Here is a 21,975-nt window from a genome sequence, read left to right as displayed (position 1 = left end):
TGCACGCTGTTGAGTTCTCAAGGATCGGATGCTCCCACACACCACCCACACGGGGCTTAGCTGCGGGGCAACTTCTCGGTGGATCGGGAGGCGTCGAACCTGTCCTGCTCCGAGGAGCCGGTGGCCGATGATCTCCGTGATCCGATTGTTTCATCTAGGCTTCGAGAGCCAGGCCCGGACGATCGTCCGTTCCTTCTTGATGAGGTGTTCTCCGCTTGAGGGGAGCTGGACCCGAGGGCCTCCGCTCTACCCTGTGGGGCGAACAGGAACTAACTTACGCCCATCCGGCCTCGCTGTCGAATCTCTCCTGCAGCCCGGGCGTGTCGCGGCCGGTGTCCCGCTAGCGTTCACCCATGACGTCCCTTCGCGACCGACTGCGCGCCCTCCCCTCGTTCGCTGTAGACCTGCCGCCGTTTCCCGTGGAGAGCGCACCGGCTCGGCCGCTCCCGCTGCTGGTCGAGTGGCTCGACGCGGCGATCTCTGCCGGCGTCCTCGTCCCCCACGCCGTCACTCTCAGCACGGTCTCGGTCGCGGGCACCGCGAATGCGCGCACACTCATCGTGAAGGACGTCAACGACGACGGTGTGGTGTTCGCCACCCGCACCGACGGCCGCAAAGTGGCGGAGCTCGAGCGCGTCCCGCATGCGGCGCTCACGTTCTACTGGCGCGAACTGGGCCGACAGGTGCGGGTGCGCGGACTGGTCAGGCGCGAGCCCGAAGCGGTGGCCCGAGCGGACGAACAGGCGCGACCCGCGCATTCCCGCGCGGCCGGGCGCCTGGGCACGCAGAGCTCACCGTTGCCGTCCCGTCCGGAGTACATCCGCCTGTTCCGTGACGAGCTCGAGCGCATCGAGGGCGGGGAGGCCGATGTCTCCGGCATCTGGGCGGTGTTCACCGTTGTCGCGGACGAGGTGGAGTTCTGGGCTTCCACCCCCGACGAGGGCCAGATCCGCCTGGCGTACACACGCAGTGGCGACGAGTGGACCCGTTCACTGCTGTGGCCGTGACCTCACCGAGATCACGACGCACAGGGCCAGCGTGACCAGGCCCCACGCGCCGAGGGCAGGAAGCACGCCGTAGGCGAGGTGCCCGGCCGTGAAGGTCTCCCCCTGCGGCGCGCCGCCCGCCAGCACGAGTGCCCCCGCGATCAGCAGCACGACCGGAAGCGACGCCCACCAGAGCACACGGACCTTCCAGCTCACGCGCCGCCGGATCGCACGGACCGGCTGCCTTCGCAACCACAGCGCGCCCCACACCAGGAGGATGAGCAGGCCCATCACGCCGGAGCCGTACTGCAGCCACTTGTAGCCGGGTAACGGCCCCCAGAGCGCGTCGAGTCCGGCGAACGCCGTCCCCCCGCGCCCCTCGTGGCTGAACGAGTCCCAGAGGATGTGCGATGCCGCACCGAGAGCAATGGAGACGACGAGGATCGGTACGGTCAGGGCTCTGCTCCGCCCGCGGGTCCACGTCTCCCGAAGCGCGGCCCGGGCCGTGCCACTCCAGGACGACGGCAGGCGCTCGGCGATCCAGCGCGGCGCGAGCTCGACGGTCGCCGGCCGGAGGATGCATCGCCACAGCAGCAGAGCAACCAGGGCGACGGCAACGGTCATCGGCAACCAGGCGTAGTCATGCGTGCGGGCGTACGTAACCCCGACCACTCCCAGGGGACGCAGGAACATGGGCAGATCGGGGATCATCGATCCGATGGCGATCGCCGACGGGACGAGGGGCGTCCTGAGAAACGGCAGCGCGACGACCGCGTGACTGACTGTGAGCGGCACACGCTCCCCCTCTCGGCGCCCGGAGACGGATGCCCCCCGCGACGGCACCGAGTCTACGGATCACGGCAGAAGGGACCCGGAGCCACCAGGTGGTTCCGGGTCCCTTCTCGGGATCACGTCAGGAGACGAACAGACCGGCAAGCGTCTTCTTGCCGCGCCGCAGCACAGAGACCCCGCCGGGCAGGGCGCCCGTGACGACGGCGTTCTCATCGTCGATCTTGACTCCGTCGAGGGAGACGCCGCCCTGGCTGATCGCACGACGCGCTTCGCTGGCGCTGCTGCACAGGCCGGTGTCCACCAGTGCCTGCACGACGGTGGATCCGCGAGCCACGTCGGCGTGAGGAAGCTCTTCCAGTGCCGTGCGCAGCGTGTCGGCATCGAGCGCTGCCAGATCCCCCTTGCCGAACAGCGCCTCGGAAGCCGCAATGACCGCGTCGGTCGCCTCCGGACCGTGGACCGTCGTGGTCACCTCGAGCGCCAGTCGCTTCTGTGCCTCGCGACGGAAGGGCTCCTCGGCCACCAGGCGGGCGTAGTCCTCGATCTGATCGCGGGTGAGGAACGTGAACACCTTGAGACGATCGATCACGTCGGCGTCGTCCGTGTTCAGCCAGAACTGGTACATCCGGTAGGGGCTGCACATCGATGCGTCCAGCCAGATCGCGTTGCCCTCGGACTTGCCGAACTTGGTGCCGTCGCTGTTGGTGATCAGCGGGGTGCCGATGGCGTGAGCACTCACGCCCTCGACCTTGCGGATGAGATCGGTACCACTGGTGAGGTTTCCCCACTGGTCGGATCCGCCGGTCTGCAGCACACACCCGTACTGACGGTACAGCTCCAGGAAGTCCATCCCCTGCAGGATCTGGTAGCTGAACTCGGTGTAGCTGATGCCCTCTTCGGAGTTGAGCCGCGTGGCGACGGCATCCTTCTTCAGCATCGTGCCGACGCGGAAGTTCTTGCCGATCTCACGAAGGAAGTCGATCGCGCTGAGCGGCGCGGTCCAGTCCAGATTGTTCACGATGCGTGCGGCGTTGTCGCCTTCGAAGCTCAGGTAGCGTTCCACCTGCGAGCGCAGACGGTCCACCCAGGCCGCCACGGTCTCCGGCGTGTTGAGCGTGCGCTCGGCCGTGGGCCGCGGGTCGCCGATCAGCCCGGTGGAGCCTCCCACGAGCCCGAGAGGACGGTGACCGGCGAGCTGGATGCGGCGCAGCGTGAGCAGCTGAACCAGGTTCCCGAGGTGCAGCGAGGGCGCCGTCGGGTCGAAGCCGCAGTAATAGACGATCGGGTCCCCGCCGAGCAGCTCACGAAGAGCTTCCTGATCGGTGGACACGTGCACGAGTCCGCGCCAGACCAGCTCGTCCCACACGTTCTCGAACGCGGGATCTGCTGCGGGCGGCGTCGCGATATCAACTGCGGTTGCCATGCGTTCCAGCTTAGGTCGTGCGCGCACCCCGGCGTGACCGCTGCCCTCGATAGGGTGGGCGGGTGAGCGCGAAGCCCGACTTGGACACCGTTCGCCTGCTGCGGCGGGCTCGCGACCTCATCGACCGGCGATACGCGGACGGTCTCACGATTCCCGATGTCGCCGCCCACGTGCACCTCTCCCCGGCCCATTTCACCCGGTCGTTTCGCGCTCTGTACGGCGAGAGCCCGCACCAGTACCTGCTGACGCGGCGTCTCGAGCGAGCCGCCTGGCTGCTGCGCCAGGGCGCGAGCGTCACGGATGCCTGCATCGCGGTGGGTCTCAGCTCCGTGGGCTCGTTCAGCACGCGCTTCCGGGAGGTGTATGGGGAGACGCCATCCGCCTACGCGCGGCGCGAGCATGCCGACATCGAGCTGGTCCCGCCGTTCGTGGCCGCCCGTTTCACCCGTCGCCGCCGCTACGAGGACTGAGCGAGGTGGACGAGCAGATTCGAAGAAGCGCATCCCGCCCGGCGTTCGTAGGCTGACCGCATGACGATCAATCTGCAGTTCACCACCGTGCTCTCCGACGACATCCCCGCATCCACCGCGTTCTACCGCGACACCCTCGGCTTCTCCGTGCTGACAGAGGTCAACTACGGCGAGTTCAGCTGGGTCACGCTCGGCTCCGAGGCAGGCGCTCCGGGTCAGATCGTGCTGACCAGCCCGCGCGTGGGCGTCTCCCCGGAGGACGGCGAGACACTCTCCCGGCTGCTTGCGGCAGGATCTCTTCCCCAGCTCGTCCTGTCGACCGACGACCTCGATGCCGCCTACCGGCGAGCGGTGGACGCCGGCGCCGAGATCGTGCAGGACATCCTCGAGCAGGACTACGGCGTACGCGATTTCGCGCTGCGTGACCCTGCGGGCACGGCCATTCGTGTGCAGCAGCCACGGGGCTGAAATATTTCACGAGGAGTTTTCCGCAACGCCGCCACACGCGCGTAACATTTCGTCATAACCGCGGGTGCCAGCCGACTGACGTGCATCCGCACGATCGAGAGGAGTCGGCTATGGACCAGATGACGGACATGATGAAGATGATGCCCGCGTCCATGATGCAGGACAGCATGATGCAGAACATGGACATGATGGTGATGCAGGAGTGTATGGAGGCGTGCAACGCCTGTATGCAGGCGTGCACGATGTGCTCCGACGCCATGTCGGGCATGGACGGCATGGGCATGTGCGCGTCGATGTGCGCGATGTGCGCGGACGTCTGCTCCACCATGATGAAGATGATGATGCGCCCGATGAGCATGTCGGCCGAGACGATGATGCCCATGCTGCAGGCGTGCATCGCAATGTGCCGCGCCTGCATGGACGAGTGCGCCAAGCACGCGGACATGAGCGAGACCTGCCGCATGTGCATGATGGCCGCCGAGACCTGCATGAAGGCCTGCGAGAAGATGATGGCCTCGATGGGAGCGTAAGCGTCCCGAAACGAAGAAGGGTCCGTGCCTACAGGCACGGACCCTTCTTCGCGTGCGCGGCTCAGACCGCGATGTTCAGATGGAGTGCGCCGGCGGCGAGCACCTCGTAGCGCTCGTGCAGAGCCACCGGCTCGCCGGACACCAGCACCTCGCTGAGATCGGCATGGTTCCAGACCCGCACGAGGTCGCCGTCGGCGAGCAGGCGCAGATCGATCCAGCCGTCCGCGTCGACCGACTCGATGACGGCATCTCGCCATCCCGAGCGGGTGGTGAGGGCCAGGCGCAGGCGGATGCCCGTCAGACCATGGCCGGAACGGTCGTGCACGCACATCGCGCCGTGCTCGCAAGCGGTCTGGATGGACTGCTCGAGGCGCGTGGTGGTGGACATCGTTCCGTTCCCTTCTCGGGTCTGCTGATCGGTTGGTCCACGGTACGTCTCACGCAGCGGCCACGTCACGCGAGGCGTCACATAGCGACATGCACGTCGTCACGATCGGTCATGATGGCGTCATGGAAATCGTCGCCTGGGAGTCCGGATCGTGGACCACCGCCCCCGTCTCATCGTCCACTCTCGACGGTGCGCTCGCCGTCGAGGCCGCGGAGGGCAGCGATGCGTGGCTGCGCACCGCCTACGGCTTCACCCATGACAACGAGCACGCGCTCCTCGCGCCGCTGGAGGTCGGTGAGTCGATGGAGGTGGGCTTCCGTGGCGACTTCACCGGCGAGTTCGATCAGGCGGGAGTGTTCGTCCGAGCGGACGCGGAACGCTGGGTGAAGGCCGGCGTCGAGTTCGCCGACGGACACCTCGGCCTGGGCGCGGTGGTCACGAACGGCGCCTCGGATTGGTCGGTGGGTCACGTGGACGAGTGGGCGGGACGCGGACTGATCCTCCGTGTCAGCCGCTGGGCCGACGCCCTCATCATCCGCGCGCGATCCGGCGAGGACGAGCACTGGCGGCTGGTCCGGCTCGCGCCGTTCCCCGGCGACGTCCCGGTCACGGCGGGTCCGTTCCTGGCGGCTCCCACGCGCAGCGGGCTCGTCGTGACGTTCACTTCCTGGACGCGCGGGGCCGCCGACACCGAGATCCACTGATCGCCCGGCACCGGGCCATCAGCTCCAGACGTCGCGCTGAAAGGGACGAGGTGATCCCGTGCGCGACTGGCGGCGTGCAACGGCGAGGAGAGCTGCATCGTCTCGGCTGTTCATCTCATGGAGCACCGCCGGGCCCACGCGGTCGTTCCACGCCTGCGCGAACGCCACCGCCGTGCCGCGCCGGCGGCCGAGGTCCTTCGGTACCGCCAGCAGATCCCCACGGCCCCGAGTCGCTCGCATGGCGAGTCGGGATAGCGGGTCACCGACCACTCCACGGTCGACCTCGAGCAGGAAGCGCGGTGTGCGAACACGTTCGAACAGTCCGATGAGGCTGCGCCGGAAGACGGCTTGCTCGCCGGAGCCCGCGCCCTCCAGCACGATCCGAACCTCCCGCTCCACGATGCTCGCCCGGACAGTGTGAGGGCGAGAGAGCGCTCCGTCGGCCACCAGCGCGTCGCGGACGGCATGCGCAGTCTGTGTCCACAGCGCCATGTCATCCGGCACGCGGCGGCGCATCCGCCACCAGGAGATGCCGGCCGGCACCGTGAGCGCAGTCGTCAGCGCAGCGGCGCCGCCGATCCAGAATCCGGCCCCCGGCTGTGTGCCGAGCGCGAGCAGGGCCGCCGACGCTGCCGTCGTGAGTGATGCCAGCACGGCTCCTCCGGCCGACGCGGCTCCCAGAGAGCGCGAGAACCGCGCACGGAAGGGTGCGGGAGGCAGCGCTCTGTCCACCCCCGCGACCACCGTCATCCGTCGCTCGATGTTCTCGATCGGCTCCCCCAGGCGCCACCGGTCCCGTGTCTCGGCGCGCGAGCGAATCGGGGTGAGCTTCTGCAGGCGTGCGATGACGTCGCCGGGTGCTCGCCCTTCGCGCACCTGTGTGAGCAGGCCGCGCTGCGCTCCCGTGAGGGTGTGGCTCGGGCCGCGAACGACGTCAGGGGCGTTCTCCGCGCGCACACCCCACAGGGCATCGAGCTTGCGCCCGAGCCGTTTCACATCCGCGAGCGCTCCCGTCGTCCGCGCGGCCGGGAGCAGGGTGACCACGCTCCAGTTGTGTGCCACCTTCTCCGGCCAGCCCGGGTCCAGCCGCATGGTCCGCCCCCGAAGCTGCTGAGCGGCGGCCGACGTCGATGCGGTCGTGAGGTCGATGAGGGTGTTGACGGCGGGACAGTCCCAGCCCTCTCCGAGGAGTCCGCGCGTGCCGACGAGCACGCGGACGACACCCTCCCCGATGAGCGTCGAGACCCCGGCGATGACGCGCGCACGCGTCACGCCCGTCACGACGAGCTCGGTGGTGTCCCCCTCGACCACGCCGAGCTGCGGGACCGTGCCCAGCACGCGCTGCAATCGCGGCAGCAGGAACGACAGGTCTCGCGACGCCACCCGCACGTGTCTGGCGGTGACGAGGATGGCGGTGGCCTGCTGCAGCCGCGGATCCGCGACGAGCGCATCGAAGCACCGCAGTGCGCCACCGCGGCGCGCGGTGCGTCCTGCCCGGTTGCCGTGCTCGGCGAAGTCGCACACCACGACCGCACGAACGCGATCGGCCTCCGCAGAGGCGAGCTCCTGTGCCAGGATGTCTGCCGCCGCGCGGTCTTTTGCCGCCGAGGTGGCGAGTGTCGACTCGATCGGGTCCCGGGCACGTCGAAGACCACGGTCCGTCAGGGCATAGCCGAAATCCGCCAGGGTTCGCCGTGCGCGGGCCCAGTCCTCCGCTCGCGCGGGGTCCGGGAGCACGTGCTGGACGAGGAAACGCGCGAGAAGCCGCAGGGCGTCATCGCCGATCAAGCGTGATTCGTCCGGGAGCAGGGGCAGGAGGTCGTTCGTCGGCGCGACATCGCGGAGCACGGCGGCCGCAGCAGCAGCCATCGGGAAGTCGTCGACGTAGGCGCTCGAGATGCGCGCGTCGATCTCATCGCGTGTGAGCTGCCGACCGGCTCCCCGATCGCCGAGAAGCACGTCGAGGAGGAAGACGACCCCCTCATCGCGGCCGAGGGTGTTGCGGATCAGCGCGGCCAGGAGTCCATCGCGTCCCGCGAGGAACGTCGCCTCCTCCATCGTGGGTGCGGTGAACCAGGCGAGGTCCCGATACGGCGCCAGGGCGCCTTCCCGCACGACAGCCGGGGTGGGCGCCTCATAGTCGACCTCGCCCAGCAAGCCGGTGTAATTCTCGTAGCCCGTGGCGTCCTGGGGGGAGGGAACGGTGGCCGTCAGGCCGACGAGGAGCGGTTCGCTGCCGGCTTGCGCGATCCGGGCGCGCAGATAGGCGATCACTAGGGCCCAGTGATCGGTGAGATGGTGACATTCGTCGAGGACCACCGTCGTGACGCCGGCGTCGACGAGATCGTCGAGCAGCCGGCGCGCGTTCGGGTGCAGACATGCCGCCAGCTCTTCGGTGCTGTGGCGCACGAGGCTGCGCCGCAGCCTCGTCGCCCGTCGCGCGATCCCCGATCGGTAGGCCGCCGGGTTCTCCACCGCCAGCGCGGCTACGAGCGCCGTGGCCTCGGGCCGAGTTTGCCCTCCGTCCACGAGCTCGGTCACCCAGAGATCGCGAGCCATCGGCTCGAACGCATCGGACCGGTCGGGAACGCTGATGCGCTGATAGGTCAGCACCGTGAGATCGGCGATCCGGGCGGGATCGTCGGACACCGCACCCGGATGCGGTGCGAGGGCCAGCGCCTGGGTCATCCACTGGTGCGCGATCGTCGTTGTGGGCGCCAGCACCACGGCACGCGACCCCCGGCGCATCGCCAGGAGGAGACCCATGAGCGTCTTTCCCGCACCCGGCGGCGCGACCAGGTGCAGCGGCTCCGGCGGCCGCACGTGCACGGCGTCCAGCAGGGCCTGCTGCGAGGAACGCAGAACGCCGGAGAATGCCCATGTGCTCAGGGCGCTCTCCGGCGGCTGCGCGGTCGGGGTCATGCCCAGACGGCGACCAGTTCCCGCGCCTCGGCAGCGAGCTGCGTGCGCTGTTCGCTGACACGCACCGGGGCGGTGCCGCCGATGCCGTCGCGACTGGCCACCGAACCCTCGATCGACAGGACGCTGCGCACCTCCGGTGTGAGGTGCTCGGAGACCGCCGCGAGGAGGTCATCGTCGGCGTCCTCCAGCCCGATGCCCCGCTCCTCGCAGGCGCGAACGAGGGCTCCGGAGACCTCGTGCGCGACGCGGAACGGAACACGCTGCTTGACCAGCCACTCAGCGACGTCCGTCGCGAGCGAGAAGCCCTGTGGCGCGAGCTCCGCCATGCGGTCGGTGTGGAAGGTCAGGGTCGCGACCATGCCGGTGAAGGCGGGCAGGACCACCTCCAGCGTGGCGACGGAGTCGAAGACGGGCTCCTTGTCCTCCTGGAGATCGCGGTTGTATGCGAGCGGAAGGGCCTTGAGCGTCGCGAGCAGGCCGCTGAGGTTGCCGATGAGACGACCCGACTTCCCCCGCGCCAGCTCGGCGATATCCGGGTTCTTCTTCTGCGGCATGATGCTCGAGCCGGTCGAGTACGCGTCGTTCAACGTGACAAAGCCGAATTCGCGGGTGTTCCAGAGGATGATCTCCTCCGACAGGCGCGACAGGTTCACGCCCACCATGGCGGTGATGAAGGCGAACTCCGCCACCACATCACGGGCGGCCGTGCCGTCCATCGAATTGGGTGCCGGGCTCTGCAGGCCGAGCTCACGGGCGACGAGCGCCGGGTCCAGGCCGAGGGTGGAACCCGCCAGCGCTCCCCCGCCGTAGGGCGAGACGACCGCGCGGCGACGCCAGTCACGCAGGCGCTCCAGGTCGCGCACCAGCGGCCACGCCTGCGCCTGCAAGTGGTGTGCGAGAAGGACCGGCTGGGCGTGCTGGAGGTGCGTGCGCCCCGGCATGATCGCGGTTCCGGCCGCCTCCGCCTGCGCGAGCAGCGCGTCGATCAGGCCGCCGATCTCGCGGGCGATGATGGCCGCATGATCGAGCAGGAACATCCGCACGAGAGTGGCGATCTGGTCGTTGCGGCTGCGACCGGCGCGAATGCGGCCGCCCAGTTCTGCACCGGCGCGCTCGATCAGTCCGCGCTCGAGCGCACCGTGCACGTCTTCATCCGTGTCGGCGGCGACGAACGCACCGGAGGCGACGTCCGCAGCCAGCTGGTCCAGAGCAGCGTGCATGTCGTGCAGCTCGTCATCGGTGAGGTAGCCCGCAGCGTTCAACGCCGTGGCGTGCGCCTTCGAACCGCGGATGTCGTACGGCGCCAGCACCCAGTCGAAGTGGGTCGAGCGGCTGAGCGCGGCGAGGGCCGGCGACGGCCCCCCTGCGAACCGGGCGCCCCAGAGGGAGCCCTCGTTGGTTCCGTGCTGCCCGCTCATGCGTTCGCCTTCTGCAGCAGCCAGACCAGCAGCGCCTTCTGCGCGTGGAGGCGGTTCTCCGCCTCGTCCCAGATGACGGACTGGTCGCCGTCGATCACATCGGCGTCGACCTCGTATCCGCGGTCGGCGGGGAGGCAGTGCATGAAGATCGCATCCGACGCGGCCTGGGCCATGACGGCGGAGGTGACCTTGTACGCGCCGAGGGTGTCCAGGCGCGCCTGCTTCTCCTCCTCCTTACCCATGGAGACCCACGTGTCGGTGATCACGATGTCCGCGTCCGACGCGGCCTCGGCGATGTCCGTGGTCACGAGGATCGAGCCACCCGTCTGCGCGGCGATGGCACGGGCATCGGCGACCACATCGGCACGCGGCTCGTACCCCGCGGGCGAGGCGATCCGGACGTGCATTCCCGCGGTGGCCCCGGCGAGGAGGTACGAGTGGCCCATGTTGCTGGCCCCGTCGCCGAAGAAGGACAGGGTGAGCCCGGCGAGCTCGCCCTTGTGCTCCCGGATGGTGAGCAGGTCCGCCAGCAGCTGGCAGGGGTGGAAGTCATCGGACAGCGCGTTGACGACCGGCACGGTCGTGCCACGGGCCATCTCCTCGAGACCCGCCTGGCCGTAGGTGCGCCACACGATCGCAGCGACCTGGCGCTCGAGCACGCGCGCGGTGTCGGAGGGCGTCTCCTTCCCGCCGAGCTGGCTGGAGGCGGTGGTGATGATCAGCGGCGAGCCGCCGAGATCCGCGATTCCCACGGCGAAGGACACGCGGGTGCGCGTCGATGACTTGTCGAAGATCACCGCGACCGTCTGCGGTCCGGCCAGCGGCTTCGTCTGCCAGCGGTCCGTCTTCAGCTGCGTGGCAAGCGTCAGGATCTCCGCCTGCTCGGCGGGGGTGATGTCGTCGTCACGGAGGAAGTGACGGATCATGCGTGGTTCTCCTCGGGTGCGGTGCCGTTCACGTCCGCGAGCGCGGCGGCGAACAGACGGGTGAATTCTTCGACCTCGGCGTCGCCGATCGTGTAGGCCGGTGCGATGCGGATGACGTCATCGGTCGGCGCGTTGACGATCAGCCCGTGCCGGTGGGCCGCCTCGCGAACGGCACCGGCGTGCGGGCCGTCGAGCTGGATTCCGATGAGCAGGCCCGCTCCGGAGGTTCCGGCGACCAGGGGAAGATCGGCGACGGCCGCCCGCAGCTCCTCGCCGCGTGCACTCACGTTCGCGAGCAGGTCGTTGTCCTCGATCTCAGCGATGACGGCGATGCCGACGGCCGTGGCGAGCGGATTGCCGCCGAAGGTCGAGTTGTGGGTGCCCGGGTAGAACAGCTCGCTCGCATCGCCGAAGGTGACCAGCGCCCCCAGCGGGAAGCCGGCGGCGATGCCCTTGGCCAGCGTCATCGCATCCGGGACGATGCCCTCGCGCTGGAAGGCGAACCAGTCCCCCGTGCGTCCCATCCCGGTCTGCACCTCATCGACGATCAGCAGCGCGTCGTTCGCCGTGGCGAGCTCCCGGGCGCGGCGAAGGAAGCCAGCGGGGTGCTCGACCACTCCTGCTTCGCCCTGGATCGGCTCGATGAAGATCGCCGCGACGTCGGACCAGTCCAGCTCCTCCAGCGCGTCCAGGGTGTTGTCGATGTAGGTGACATCCGGCAGCAGCGGCTGGAAGGCGTCCTGATAGAGCGGCTTCGGCGTGAGCGACAAGGCCCCCATCGAACGACCGTGGAAGGCGTGGTTGAGGCTGACCAGCCCCTTCTTGCCGACCTTATTCCCGTGCAGACGGGCCAGCTTCACCGCCGTCTCGTTCGCCTCCGTGCCGGAATTGGCGAAGAAGACCCGCCCCGCGTCTCCGGTACCGGCCAGACGCTTCAGGGTGGCGGCAAGCTCGAGCTGCTGAGGGGTGGCGAAGTAGTTGGACACGTGCGAGAGCACCGCCGCCTGGTCTGAGACCGCCGCGACGAAAGCCGGGTGCGCGTGACCGAGGCTGTTGACGGCGATGCCGCCGAGGAAGTCCAGGTAGCGGTTGCCTTCTGCGTCCCACACCGCGGACCCCTCGCCGCGCACGAGCAGCGCCAGGCGGCCGCCCAGCCCCATCAGATCGCGCGTCGCGTCGTCCTGCCATGCGCTCATTGCGCCACCACTTCCGTTCCGATTCCCTGACTGGTGAAGAGTTCGACGAGCACCGAGTGCGGCACCCGTCCGTCGATGATCGCGGCGCTGCTCACACCACCGGAGACGGCGTCGAGACAGGCCTGCATCTTGGGGATCATGCCGCTCTCCAGACTCGGCATGAGTGCGCGCAGCTCCTGTGCGTTCAGGTGCGAGACGAGAGAGTCCCGGTTGGGCCAGTCCGCGTAGAGGCCGGCGACATCGGTGAGGATGACCAGCTTCTTCGCCCCCAGCGCGGTGGCGAGAGCCGCGGCCGCCGCGTCGGCGTTCACGTTGAGCGACTGACCGGGGTGATCCAGATCGGGCGCGATCGAGGACACCACGGGGATGCGCCCCGCGGCGAGATGATCGAGCACGGGGGTCGGATCGACGGTGACGACGTCGCCGACACGGCCCAGGGACTCCTCGACACCGTCGATCACCACGCCCCGGCGGCGACCGCCGAACAGGCCCGCATCCTCACCGGACAGTCCGGTGGCGATCGGCCCGTGGGAGTTGATCTTGGCGACCAGCTGCGGATTGATCTGGCCGGTGAGCACCATGCGCACCACGCTGATCGCCTCGGTGGAGGTGACGCGGTATCCGCCGCGGAACTCGCTCGGGATGGCGAGGCGATCGAGCATGTTCGAGATCTGCGGCCCCCCGCCATGCACAACCACCGGCTGGATGCCGACGTAGCGCAGATAGGCCATGTCGGCGGCGAACGCGTCTTGCAGCTCCTCGGACACCATCGCGTTTCCGCCGTACTTGACCACGATGATGGCGTCGCGGAACTTCTGCAGCCACGGCAGGGACTCGATCAGCATGGCCGCGCGCTCGGAGGCGGCGATCGGATCGGTGTGCTGGAGGTTGTCGTCGGTCATGAGGCGTAGGCGCTGTTCTCGTGCACGTAGTCGTGGGTCAGGTCGTTGGTGAGGATCGTTGCGGTGGCGTCCCCCGTCAGCAGATCGATGACGAGTTCGGTGGCACGCGGGGAGAGATCGACCTCTTCGCGCGGCGCGTCCGGCCCGCCTTCGTGGCAGACACGCACGCCGTTCATCCAAACGTCCACGTTGTACGGGTCGAACTCCGCCTGTGTGGTGCCGATGGCGGCGAGCACGCGGCCCCAGTTCGGGTCGTTGCCGAAGATCGCAGCCTTGAACAGGTTGTTGCGCGCGACGGAGCGCCCCACCTCGACGGCGTCGTCCTCGTTCGCCGCTCCCCGCACGACGATCGTGATGTCGTGACTGGCTCCCTCGGCATCGCCCTGGAGCTGCCGCGAGAGGTCTGCGCTCACCTCGGTCAGGGCCGCGGTGAAGTCGGCCAGGTCAGGGGTGATGCCCGAGGCACCGGAGACCAGAAGCGTGACCTGGTCGTTGGTGGACATGCAGCCATCGGAGTCCAGCCGGTCGAAGCTGACGTGCGTCGCGGCGCGCAGCGCGGTGTCGGCCTGCTCGCTGGTGAGCACGGCATCGGTGGTGATCACGACGAGCATCGTGGCCAGCCCCGGAGCGAGCATGCCCGCACCCTTCGCCATCGCGCCGATGGTCCAGCCATCGCGAGAGATCACGGAACGCTTGGGACGCGTGTCGGTGGTCATGATGGCGAGGGAAGCGTTCTCGCCGCCATCGGCGGACAGCTCCGCGATGCCCTGCGCAACACCCTCCAGCACCTTGCCGCGGAAGACCTCGTCGCCCGTGCCGATGAGACCGGTGGAGCACACCAGCACGTCACCCGCGCTGACGCCGAGGAGCTCGGCTGCGCGTTCGGCGGTCTGGTGCGTGGTCTGGAAGCCGAAGGAACCCGTGAAGCAGTTCGCCCCGCCGGAGTTCAGCACGATCGCCTCCACGACGCCGTCCTGGATCACCTGCTTCGACCAGATGATCGGGTTGGCCTGAGCGCGATTGGAGGTGAAGACGGCGGCGCCCACCTTCAGCGGACCGCGGTTGACGACCACCGCGACATCGCGGTTGCCCGTCGATTTGAGGCCGACCGCGACACCCGCGGCTTCGAATCCCTGTGCGGCCGTGACGCTCACGGTGCGACTCCGTTCACGGTGAGGGCCCGGTCCTCGGGGAGGCCGAGCGCGATGTTCATGGACTGAATAGCGGCACCGGCGGTGCCCTTGGCGAGGTTGTCGACAGCGGTGACCACGATCACGCGCCCGGCGCGGCGGTCGATGGACAGGCCGATCAGCGCGGTGTTCGCGCCGGTGACGTCGGCCGTCCGTGGCATCTGCCCTTCGGGCAGCAGCTGGACGAAGGTCTCGTCGCCGTACGCGTGCTGCCAGGCCTCACGGATCTGTGCGTCCGAGACGCCATCGGCGATCCGCGCCGTGGTGGTGGCGAGGATCCCCCGGGACATCGGGACGAGTACGGGGGTGAAGCTGATGCGCACCGGCCCGGTTGCTCCGGCCCACCGCAGCCCCTGCCGGATCTCGGGGATGTGCCGGTGGGTGCCGCCCACCGCGTAGGGGTTTGCGGAGCCGAGGATCTCGCTCGCGAGCAGGTTGGGCTTGAGGCTCTTGCCGGCACCGGAAGGTCCGACTGCGAGGACGGAGACGATGTCGTCCGCCTCAATCACACCGGCGGCGATCCCGGGGGCAAGGCTCAGCTCCACCGTCGAGGCGTTGCAGCCGGGAGCAGCGATGCGCGTGGCACCGGCCAGGCGCTCGCGCTGCTTGCGCGCGCCGCCGTCGATGAGCAGCTCCGGTACGCCGTACGTCCACGGTTCGTGGAAGTGGCCACCGTAGAAGTCATCCCAGTCACTCTGGTCCGTCAGGCGATGATCCGCGCCGGCGTCGATGACCAGGGCCACATCCGCCAGCTGGTCGGTGTACTGCCCGGACTGACCGTGCGGAAGGGCGAGGAACACGATGTCGTGGCCTGCGAGGATCTCCGGGGTGGTGTCCTGCAGCGTGAGATGTGCGAGGGACCGCAGATGCGGCTGGTGGAGGGCGAGCGGTTGACCGGCGTTCGAATGAGCCGTCACCGTGCGGATCTCGATGTCCGGATGGTTCGCGAGCAGGCGCAGGATCTCGCCGCCCGCGTAGCCGGATGCGCCGGAGACGGCGACCGAATACGTCATGTTTCTACCTTAAAGTCAGCGGAACGGGGCCAGGAAGGCGACACCGGCGTTCCGCCGCATGCAGACGCGACGAAAGCGGGGTCGCCTAGATTCGGCGTCCCGCCTGACGTCGACGCGCCACGACGCTCGTGACGAGCGTGATGCGGGTGAGCGTCTGCGACATAGAGGCCATGCTAGCGCGCCGGGCCCTGCCGCCCGAAATCGGAGTCCGTTCATGACCGCGCGGTGTTCCCGAGCGGGTCGTGAATCGAGGAGAATGCGCCGAAACAAGGAGAATGCGCCGAAACAAGGATGAATCGGTGGCTTCGGTCCTGTTTTCGCGCCCCGGTCCTGGATTCGAGACCGAGCACCGGCACACCGCACGCACGAGGGGCGGGCACCGGTCGGTGCCCGCCCCTCGTGCTCAGAGCTCAGTCGCGGATCTGTGCGCCCAGGCGCTCGGTGGCCACCGCCACGCCGGCGAGCTTCGCCTCCGTGGCCTCGGCCGCCGTCAGCGTGCGATCGGCCGCGCGGAAGCGCAGCGCGAAGGTGAGGCTCTTCGAGCCGTCCGGCAGTCCCTCGCCGCGGTAGTCGTCCACCAGCCGCACGGACTCCAGCAGATCACCCGCGCCTTCGGTGAGGGCGGCGGCGAGCGCACCCGCCGTCACCTCGGAACCGACGAGCAGCGAAACGTCCTGGGTGGCCGCGGGGAAAGTGGACAGCGATGCCGCCACGGTGCGCTCGGCGGCCGTGGAAAGCAGCAGGTCCAGGTCGAGCTCGGCGACGTACACCCGGCCGGGGATGTCGGCCTCCGCAGACACCTGCGGCAGGACCTCGCCGACATAGCCGACCTCGACCCCGGACACCGAGAGCACACCCGTGCGCCCCGGGTGCAGCGCTGCCCGCTCCCCCTGGGCCACATCGATGCTCACCCCGGCAGCCACGCCGATGGCGCGGACCGCATCCAGAGCGTCGACGAGGTCGTAGGTCTCGGCCGACTGGCCGGGCGCCTTGGCCACGCGGTTGCCCGTGAGCAGGATGGCGACGTGACGCGGCTGCGGAGGGATGGACGCGTTCAGCTCGGACAGCACCTCATCGCTCGGCCGTACCCCGAGCGGAGGCACGGTGTCGGTGCCGTACTGCACGCCCTCGACGGGGAGGAACACCGAGCCCACCTCGAACAGCGCGAGGTCGACGAGACCGCGCGACTGGTTGCGGTGCGCCACAGCGAGCAGACCAGGGATGAGCGAACGGCGCAGGAACGGCGCCGCGCCGTCGATCGCGTTGGCGAGACGGATCATCGGCACCGGTCCGCCCGCGGCTGAACCGTGCAGTTCGTTGGCGGCCCGGCCGACGAACGGGAACGACGGCGTCTCGACGAAGCCGGCGGCGGCCAGAGTGTTGGACACGCGACGACGGCCGGTCTGGGCTGCGGTGAAACCACGACCCGAGGGCGGGGTCGGCAGGACGGAGGGAATCCGGTCGAGCCCGTAGACGCGGGCGACCTCCTCGGCCAGGGTCCACTTGTCGGTGAGGTCGGGACGCCAGGTCGGAGGGATCACGACCGACATGGCGTCGGAATCGGTACGTGCGACCTGTGCGCCGATGGCCGTGAGGGCACCGACGATCTCCTCATCGGAATACTCGACGCCGATGAGTCCGGAGACGAAGCCATCGGGAAGGTCGATGCCGACCGACACCACTTCGCCACCGAGTTGTCCGCCCAGCTCGTCCAGCGTGCCTCCGGCGAGCTCGACCATGAGGTCGGCAGCGCGTCGAGCGGCGACGAAGCTCACCAGCGGGTCGACGCCGCGCTCGAAGCGGCGCGATGCCTCGCTGGGCAGCTTGTGGCGGCGTGCGCTGCGCGCGATCGAGACGGTGTCGAAGTTGGCGGCCTCGATCAGGACGTTACGCGTGGTCTCGCTCATCTCGGTGGTGAGCCCGCCCATCACGCCGGCAAGACCCAGCACCTGAGCGTCGTCGGTGATGAGCAGATCCTCGTCGCTGAGCGTGCGCTCCACGCCGTCGAGCGTGGTCAGCTTCTCCCCCGCGACGGCACGGCGCACGGTGATACCACCGGTGAGCTTGTCGAGGTCGTATCCGTGCAGCGGCTGACCGAGCTCGAGCATCACGTAGTTGGTGATGTCGATGAGGACACCGAGGGAGCGCATGCCCGCGAGGGACAGGCGCGCGATCATCCACGCGGGCGTGGGCGCCGACGGGTCGACTCCTCGCACCACGCGGGTGACGAACTCGGTGGCTCCCACGTTTCCGCGGATGGGGTTCTGGTCGTCCACCACCACGGAGAAACCGGTGCCCTCACCGATCTCCTCGGCGGGACGATCGGCGGGATCGGTGAAGTCGATACCGGCCGCGAGCGCGTACTCGCGCGCAACGCCGCGCACCGAGAGCGCGTAGCCGCGATCCGGTGTGACGTTGATGTCGATGGCCTGGTCATCCAGCCCCAGCAGCGCGATGGCGTCGGAGCCCACCGGCGCGTCGTCGAGCCCGAGCTCGACGAGTCGCAGGATGCCGTTGTGCTCGTCACCGAGGCCCAGCTCGCGCGCCGAGGCGATCATGCCGTCGGACACGTGGCCGTAGGTCTTGCGCGCGGCGATGGGGAACGGTCCGGGGAGGACGGCGCCCGGAAGGGTCACCACCACCTTGTCACCGGGGAAGAAGTTGCCGGCACCGCACACGATCCCGTGCACGGCGTCGCCGCCGTCGGCGGCCTTCTCGCCCTCGGGCGCGACCTGGACCTGGCACCAGCGGATGGTCTTGCCATTGGACTGGGGCTCCTCCTCGAAGGAGAGCACCTGCCCCACCACGATGGGACCGGACACGTCGAAGCCGTGCACGTCCTCCTCTTCGAAGCCGACCTTCACGAGGGTCGCGAGGACGTCCTCGGGGGTCGCATCTGCGGGGACCGCGACGTACTCGCGGAGCCAGGAGAGCGGGATACGCATCAGATCACCATTCCGAACTGCTCGCTGAAGCGGACATCGCCCTCGGCCATGTCTCGCATGTCCTGCACGTCGCTGCGGAACATGAGCGTGCGCTCAATGCCCATGCCGAAGGCGAAGCCCGAGTAGACCTCGGGGTCGATGCCGGCGGCGCGCAGGACGTTGGGGTTCACCATGCCGCAGCCGCCCCACTCGATCCAGCGGGCTCCGCCCGGGAACGTGGGGTGCCACAGATCCAGCTCCGCGCTGGGCTCGGTGAACGGGAAGAAGTTGGTGCGGAAGCGGGTCTTCGCCTCCGGGCCGAACAGCACCTTCGCGGCGTGATCCAGGGTGCCCTTGAGGTTCGCCATCGTGATGCCCTTGTCCACCACCAGACCTTCGAACTGCGTGAAGACCGGCAGGTGCGTGGCATCGAACTCGTCTGTGCGGTACACGCGCCCCGGGCACAGGACGTAGATGGGGACCTCCCGATCGAGCATCGAGCGCACCTGCACCGGGCTGGTGTGCGTGCGCATCACCAGGTGGCGGGCGACAGGGTCGACGAAGAACGTGTCCTGCATCTGCCGCGCGGGGTGGTCCACGTCGAAGTTGAGGGCGTCGAAGTTGAACCACTCGTGCTCGAGCTCGGGGCCCTCCGCGATCTCCCACCCCATACCGACGAAGATGTCGCTGACCTCGTCCTGCAGCAGGGTGAGGGGGTTGCGGGCGCCGACGGCGCGACGCGAACCGAGCGCGGTGATGTCCACGCGCTCAGCTTCGAGCTTCGCGGCCGTCTCGGCCGCCTCCAGCTCCTGCTCGCGGGCGACGAGAGCCTGCGTGACGCTGCCGCGAGCCTGACCCACCAGCTTGCCGAAAGCGGCCTTGTCGGCGGGGGCGACGGAGCGCATCGCGGCGTTGAGGGACGCCAGCGGCGACCCCTCGCCCTGGTGCGCGGCACGGACGGCCTTGAGCGCTGCGGTGTCGGGCGCGGCCGCGATCGCGGCGAGAGCGTCCGTCACGGCGGCGTTGACCGCTTCAGGAGTGATCACGGGAGATTCAGACACGCTTTCCAGTCTACCGGCGGGCATCCGACACGACGGACGGCCCCGGGCATCGCCCGGGGCCGTCCGTCGTGGGCACGGGTTCACACCCGAGGCGGGGTGTTCCCCTGGTCGTAGGTGCCCGACAGCGACTGCAGGCCGATGACCTCCGTGGTGGTCACCTCATGCTGGAGCGCCGGGTTCCCGCCGGTACCCTCGGCGTCGGACGCCAGTGCTCGCTGACGACGAACCATCCGTGTCTCCACCCACTTGGCGATGCCGGAGAGGATCAGGCACATGGAGATGTAGATCACCGCGACCACGAGTCCGGCCTGCAGCAGGGGACGTCCCGGCTGCGAGGAGAGGAACTTCGCGTAGTACAGCAGTTCCGGATACGTGATGATGAAGCCGAGCGCGGTGTCCTTGAGGGTCACCACGAGCTGCGCGATGATCACCGGCAGCATGTTGCGCACGGCCTGCGGGAGCAGGATCAGCGTCATCACGCCCGACTTGCGGAGCCCGATCGCGTAACCGGCCTCCTTCTGCCCGCGCGGGAGCGCCTCGATGCCGGCACGCAGCGCCTCCGCGAGCACGGAGCCGTTGTACAGCACCAGCCCGAGGACCACCGCGATGTACGGGGTCATCTTGAACGGAATGCCCGGGATCGAGTTGATGCCGTAGAAGAACAGCATCATCATCACGAGCACCGGGATGGCGCGGAAGGCCTCAGTAATCCACGTCACCGGCAGGCGGACCCATGCGTGATCGCTCAGCCGGCCGATGGCGAGCACGAACCCGAGGATCAGGCTGCCCACCGCCGCCACGAGGAACGCGCTGACCGTCGCCCAGAGCGCGGAGAGCATGCCGGTCCATACCGTGGTGTACGTGAAGATGTTCCACTTCGAGGCATTGAACTGGCCACTGTCCGCGAAGCGATAGATGATGAACCCGAGGATCGCAGCGACCAGCACCACGGTGACGACACCGAGGATCCGGTTGCGCAGGATCGCGCGGGGTCCGGGGACGTCGTAGAGGACGGACGTGCTCATCGTGCCACCTTCCACTTCTTCTCCATGCGGTTCTGAATCCAGCTGAGCACCAGCACCAGGACCACGAACACCACGGCCACCAGCAGCAGGATCTCCAGCATGGTTCCGGGGCGATCAGCGGAGTCGGCGACGGTCGCGCGCAGCGCGGCGAGATCCTTGATGCCGAAGCCGGCCGCGATCGTGGTGTTCTTCAGCAGGGCGATGAACACGCTCATCATGGGCGGCATCACCGAGCGGAACGCCTGCGGCAGCACGATGAGCGACATGACCTTGCCGAACGGAAGGCCGATCGCCCGGGCTGCTTCGGCCTGCCCCACCGGCACGGTATTGATACCGGCGCGCAGCACCTCCGCCACATACGTCGCCGTGTAGATGCTGATGGCTGCGATGCCGAGCACCAGCGGCGAAAGCGGCGGAAGGTCGAGCTTGGGATATCCGAACACGAAGAAGAAGAACACCAGCGTGAGCGGGGTGTTACGGATGATGTTGACGTACACGGTTCCGACCGCGCGCGCGACGGGAACCGGCGAGACGCGCATCGCGCCGACGATGAAGCCGAGCACGAGGGCGATAACCCCGCCGACGAGGAACAGGATCACGGTGTTCCCGATCGCCTGGCCCCACAGGTCGGCGTTGCCGAAGATGGCATCCACTGCCACTCCTTTCGAATATGCCGCGGCCGTCGCCCGAGGGACGACGGCCGCGGCACAGGTGGATTACTCCTCGACCTTGGGCTGCTCGACCGTGAGGCCGGTGGCACCGAGGTTGTTGTCGTAGATCTTCTGCCAGACGTCGTGTCCGTCGGTGAACATCGTGTTGACGAAGTCCTTCAGTGCGGTGTCGCCCTTGGGCAGACCCACGCCGTACTTCTCCGTGGTGAACGGTTCGCCGACGACCTTCAGCTCATCCGGGTCCTGCGCGGCATAGCCGAGCAGGATGGCCTGGTCGGTGGTCACGACGTCGACCGTCTTGTCGATCAGCTGATCGACGCATGCGGAGTAGAGGTCGAGGCCGACGGCCGTGGCACCGGGGAAGTTCGCCTCGATGTTCTGCAGCGGGGTGGACCCGGTCGCCGAGCACACCTTCTTGCCGTCCAGGTCCTTCTCGCTCTTGATGGTGTCGTCGTCCTTGCGCACCAGCAGGCCCTGACCGGTGATGAAGTACGGACCGGCGAAGTCGATCTGCTCCTTGCGCTTGTCGGTGATGGAGTAGGTGCCGACGTAGTAGTCGATGTCGCCATTGACCAGCGACTGCTCACGGTTGGCGGACGGGATCGCCTTGAACTCGATCTTGTCCTCGTCGAAACCGAGCGACGCTGCGATCCAGCGCGCGATGTCGACGTCGAAGCCCGTGCGATCACCCGTGGCCGCATCCTTGTAGCCGAGACCGGGCTGGTCCTCCTTGACGCCGATGACGATCTTGTCGGCCTTCGTGATCTTGTCGAACGTTGGCGAGCCTTCGAGCTTCACGTCGGTGGCGACGGTCCACGGGGTGGACGAGGCGCCGTCGCCCGCCCCCTCCGTCGAGCCGGTGCCGGCGCCGGTGGAGCCCGTCGGAGAGCCGCTGTTGCAGCCCGTCAGAGCGATGGCGGCGATGGCGATACCGCCGAGCGCCGCGAGAATACGTGCCTTGGACAT

At 68.6% G+C, this 21,975-nt stretch carries 20 protein-coding genes; 5 read left to right on the top strand and 15 right to left on the bottom strand.

Features of this window, described 5'->3' with window-relative positions:
* The first annotated feature begins 353 nt into the window (after nt 1-353).
* Complete coding sequence (locus ACIQJ5_RS17310; protein WP_402845616.1) at nt 354-1,007, top strand: pyridoxal 5'-phosphate synthase; 654 nt, start codon at nt 354-356, stop codon at nt 1,005-1,007.
* Here ACIQJ5_RS17310 and ACIQJ5_RS17305 read toward each other — a convergent pair.
* Complete coding sequence (locus ACIQJ5_RS17305; protein ID WP_402845614.1) at nt 990-1,781, bottom strand: DUF4184 family protein; 792 nt, start codon at nt 1,779-1,781, stop codon at nt 990-992. The two genes, ACIQJ5_RS17310 and ACIQJ5_RS17305, sit on opposite strands and share 18 nt — an antisense overlap.
* 118 nt (nt 1,782-1,899) lie before the next feature.
* Nucleotides 1,900-3,201, bottom strand: coding sequence for a tyrosine--tRNA ligase (gene tyrS / locus ACIQJ5_RS17300; RefSeq protein ID WP_231093047.1), 1,302 nt, complete (start codon nt 3,199-3,201; stop codon nt 1,900-1,902).
* Nucleotides 3,202-3,263: 62 nt separating this feature from the next.
* Between tyrS and ACIQJ5_RS17295 the strand changes: the two genes are divergently transcribed.
* The 3 genes from ACIQJ5_RS17295 (at nt 3,264) to ACIQJ5_RS17285 (ending at nt 4,669) form a co-directional block, all read left to right on the top strand.
* Nucleotides 3,264-3,671 (top strand): helix-turn-helix transcriptional regulator, encoded by a 408-nt coding sequence (locus tag ACIQJ5_RS17295; RefSeq protein ID WP_231093046.1) that lies wholly within the window; start codon nt 3,264-3,266, stop codon nt 3,669-3,671.
* 60 nt (nt 3,672-3,731) lie between these two features.
* The gene (locus ACIQJ5_RS17290; protein ID WP_402845611.1) at nt 3,732-4,139 is read left to right on the top strand and encodes a VOC family protein; all 408 of its coding nucleotides are present in this window, start codon (nt 3,732-3,734) and stop codon (nt 4,137-4,139) included.
* Nucleotides 4,140-4,249: 110 nt separating this feature from the next.
* Nucleotides 4,250-4,669 carry a four-helix bundle copper-binding protein gene (locus ACIQJ5_RS17285; protein ID WP_402845609.1) on the top strand — a complete coding sequence of 140 codons (420 nt, stop codon included), beginning with the start codon at nt 4,250-4,252 and terminating at the stop codon, nt 4,667-4,669.
* Between the two features lie 61 nt (nt 4,670-4,730).
* Here the strand turns inward: ACIQJ5_RS17285 and ACIQJ5_RS17280 are convergent, their stop codons facing one another.
* Nucleotides 4,731-5,057 (bottom strand): hypothetical protein, encoded by a 327-nt coding sequence (locus ACIQJ5_RS17280; protein WP_231093043.1) that lies wholly within the window; start codon nt 5,055-5,057, stop codon nt 4,731-4,733.
* 122 nt (nt 5,058-5,179) lie between these two features.
* Between ACIQJ5_RS17280 and ACIQJ5_RS17275 the strand changes: the two genes are divergently transcribed.
* Complete coding sequence (locus tag ACIQJ5_RS17275) at nt 5,180-5,761, top strand: DUF1349 domain-containing protein (RefSeq protein WP_231093042.1); 582 nt, start codon at nt 5,180-5,182, stop codon at nt 5,759-5,761.
* 18 nt (nt 5,762-5,779) lie between these two features.
* Here ACIQJ5_RS17275 and ACIQJ5_RS17270 read toward each other — a convergent pair whose 3' ends face one another.
* From ACIQJ5_RS17270 to ACIQJ5_RS17215, 12 genes are all read right to left on the bottom strand, one after another.
* On the bottom strand, nt 5,780-8,683 hold the full coding sequence (locus tag ACIQJ5_RS17270) for a DEAD/DEAH box helicase family protein (protein ID WP_402845606.1): 2,904 nt from the start codon (nt 8,681-8,683) through the stop codon (nt 5,780-5,782).
* Nucleotides 8,680-10,101, bottom strand: coding sequence for an argininosuccinate lyase (argH, locus tag ACIQJ5_RS17265; RefSeq protein ID WP_231093040.1), 1,422 nt, complete (start codon nt 10,099-10,101; stop codon nt 8,680-8,682). The genes ACIQJ5_RS17270 and argH overlap by 4 nt, the downstream gene beginning before the upstream one ends.
* Nucleotides 10,098-11,027, bottom strand: coding sequence for an ornithine carbamoyltransferase (gene argF, locus ACIQJ5_RS17260; RefSeq protein WP_231093039.1), 930 nt, complete (start codon nt 11,025-11,027; stop codon nt 10,098-10,100). The genes argH and argF overlap by 4 nt, the downstream gene beginning before the upstream one ends.
* A complete protein-coding gene (locus ACIQJ5_RS17255; protein WP_402845604.1) occupies nt 11,024-12,223 on the bottom strand; it encodes an acetylornithine transaminase in 1,200 nt (399 codons plus the stop codon). The genes argF and ACIQJ5_RS17255 overlap by 4 nt, the downstream gene beginning before the upstream one ends.
* Complete coding sequence (argB, locus tag ACIQJ5_RS17250) at nt 12,220-13,125, bottom strand: acetylglutamate kinase (protein WP_402845602.1); 906 nt, start codon at nt 13,123-13,125, stop codon at nt 12,220-12,222. Before argB ends, ACIQJ5_RS17255 begins: the two co-directional genes overlap by 4 nt.
* Nucleotides 13,122-14,279 carry a bifunctional glutamate N-acetyltransferase/amino-acid acetyltransferase ArgJ gene (gene argJ, locus ACIQJ5_RS17245; protein WP_402845600.1) on the bottom strand — a complete coding sequence of 386 codons (1,158 nt, stop codon included), beginning with the start codon at nt 14,277-14,279 and terminating at the stop codon, nt 13,122-13,124. Before argJ ends, argB begins: the two co-directional genes overlap by 4 nt.
* Complete coding sequence (gene argC, locus ACIQJ5_RS17240) at nt 14,276-15,328, bottom strand: N-acetyl-gamma-glutamyl-phosphate reductase (protein WP_402845598.1); 1,053 nt, start codon at nt 15,326-15,328, stop codon at nt 14,276-14,278. Before argC ends, argJ begins: the two co-directional genes overlap by 4 nt.
* A gap of 410 nt (nt 15,329-15,738) precedes the next feature.
* Entirely contained in the window at nt 15,739-18,273 is a 2,535-nt protein-coding gene (gene pheT / locus ACIQJ5_RS17235; protein WP_402845596.1) for a phenylalanine--tRNA ligase subunit beta, read from the bottom strand.
* Complete coding sequence (gene pheS, locus ACIQJ5_RS17230) at nt 18,273-19,313, bottom strand: phenylalanine--tRNA ligase subunit alpha (protein WP_231093033.1); 1,041 nt, start codon at nt 19,311-19,313, stop codon at nt 18,273-18,275. Before pheS ends, pheT begins: the two co-directional genes overlap by 1 nt.
* Before the next feature lie 80 nt (nt 19,314-19,393).
* Nucleotides 19,394-20,338, bottom strand: coding sequence for an amino acid ABC transporter permease (locus ACIQJ5_RS17225; RefSeq protein WP_231093032.1), 945 nt, complete (start codon nt 20,336-20,338; stop codon nt 19,394-19,396).
* Nucleotides 20,335-20,991, bottom strand: coding sequence for an amino acid ABC transporter permease (locus ACIQJ5_RS17220; protein ID WP_402845593.1), 657 nt, complete (start codon nt 20,989-20,991; stop codon nt 20,335-20,337). Before ACIQJ5_RS17220 ends, ACIQJ5_RS17225 begins: the two co-directional genes overlap by 4 nt.
* 63 nt (nt 20,992-21,054) lie before the next feature.
* The gene (locus tag ACIQJ5_RS17215; RefSeq protein ID WP_231093030.1) at nt 21,055-21,975 is read right to left on the bottom strand and encodes a glutamate ABC transporter substrate-binding protein; all 921 of its coding nucleotides are present in this window, start codon (nt 21,973-21,975) and stop codon (nt 21,055-21,057) included.

This window comes from Microbacterium sp. GXS0129, from assembly GCF_044769785.1.
Classification (GTDB): domain Bacteria; phylum Actinomycetota; class Actinomycetes; order Actinomycetales; family Microbacteriaceae; genus Microbacterium; species Microbacterium nymphoidis.
The sequence above is the reverse complement of the archived record's forward strand: the minus strand, read 5'-3'. Positions and strand labels throughout refer to the sequence as shown.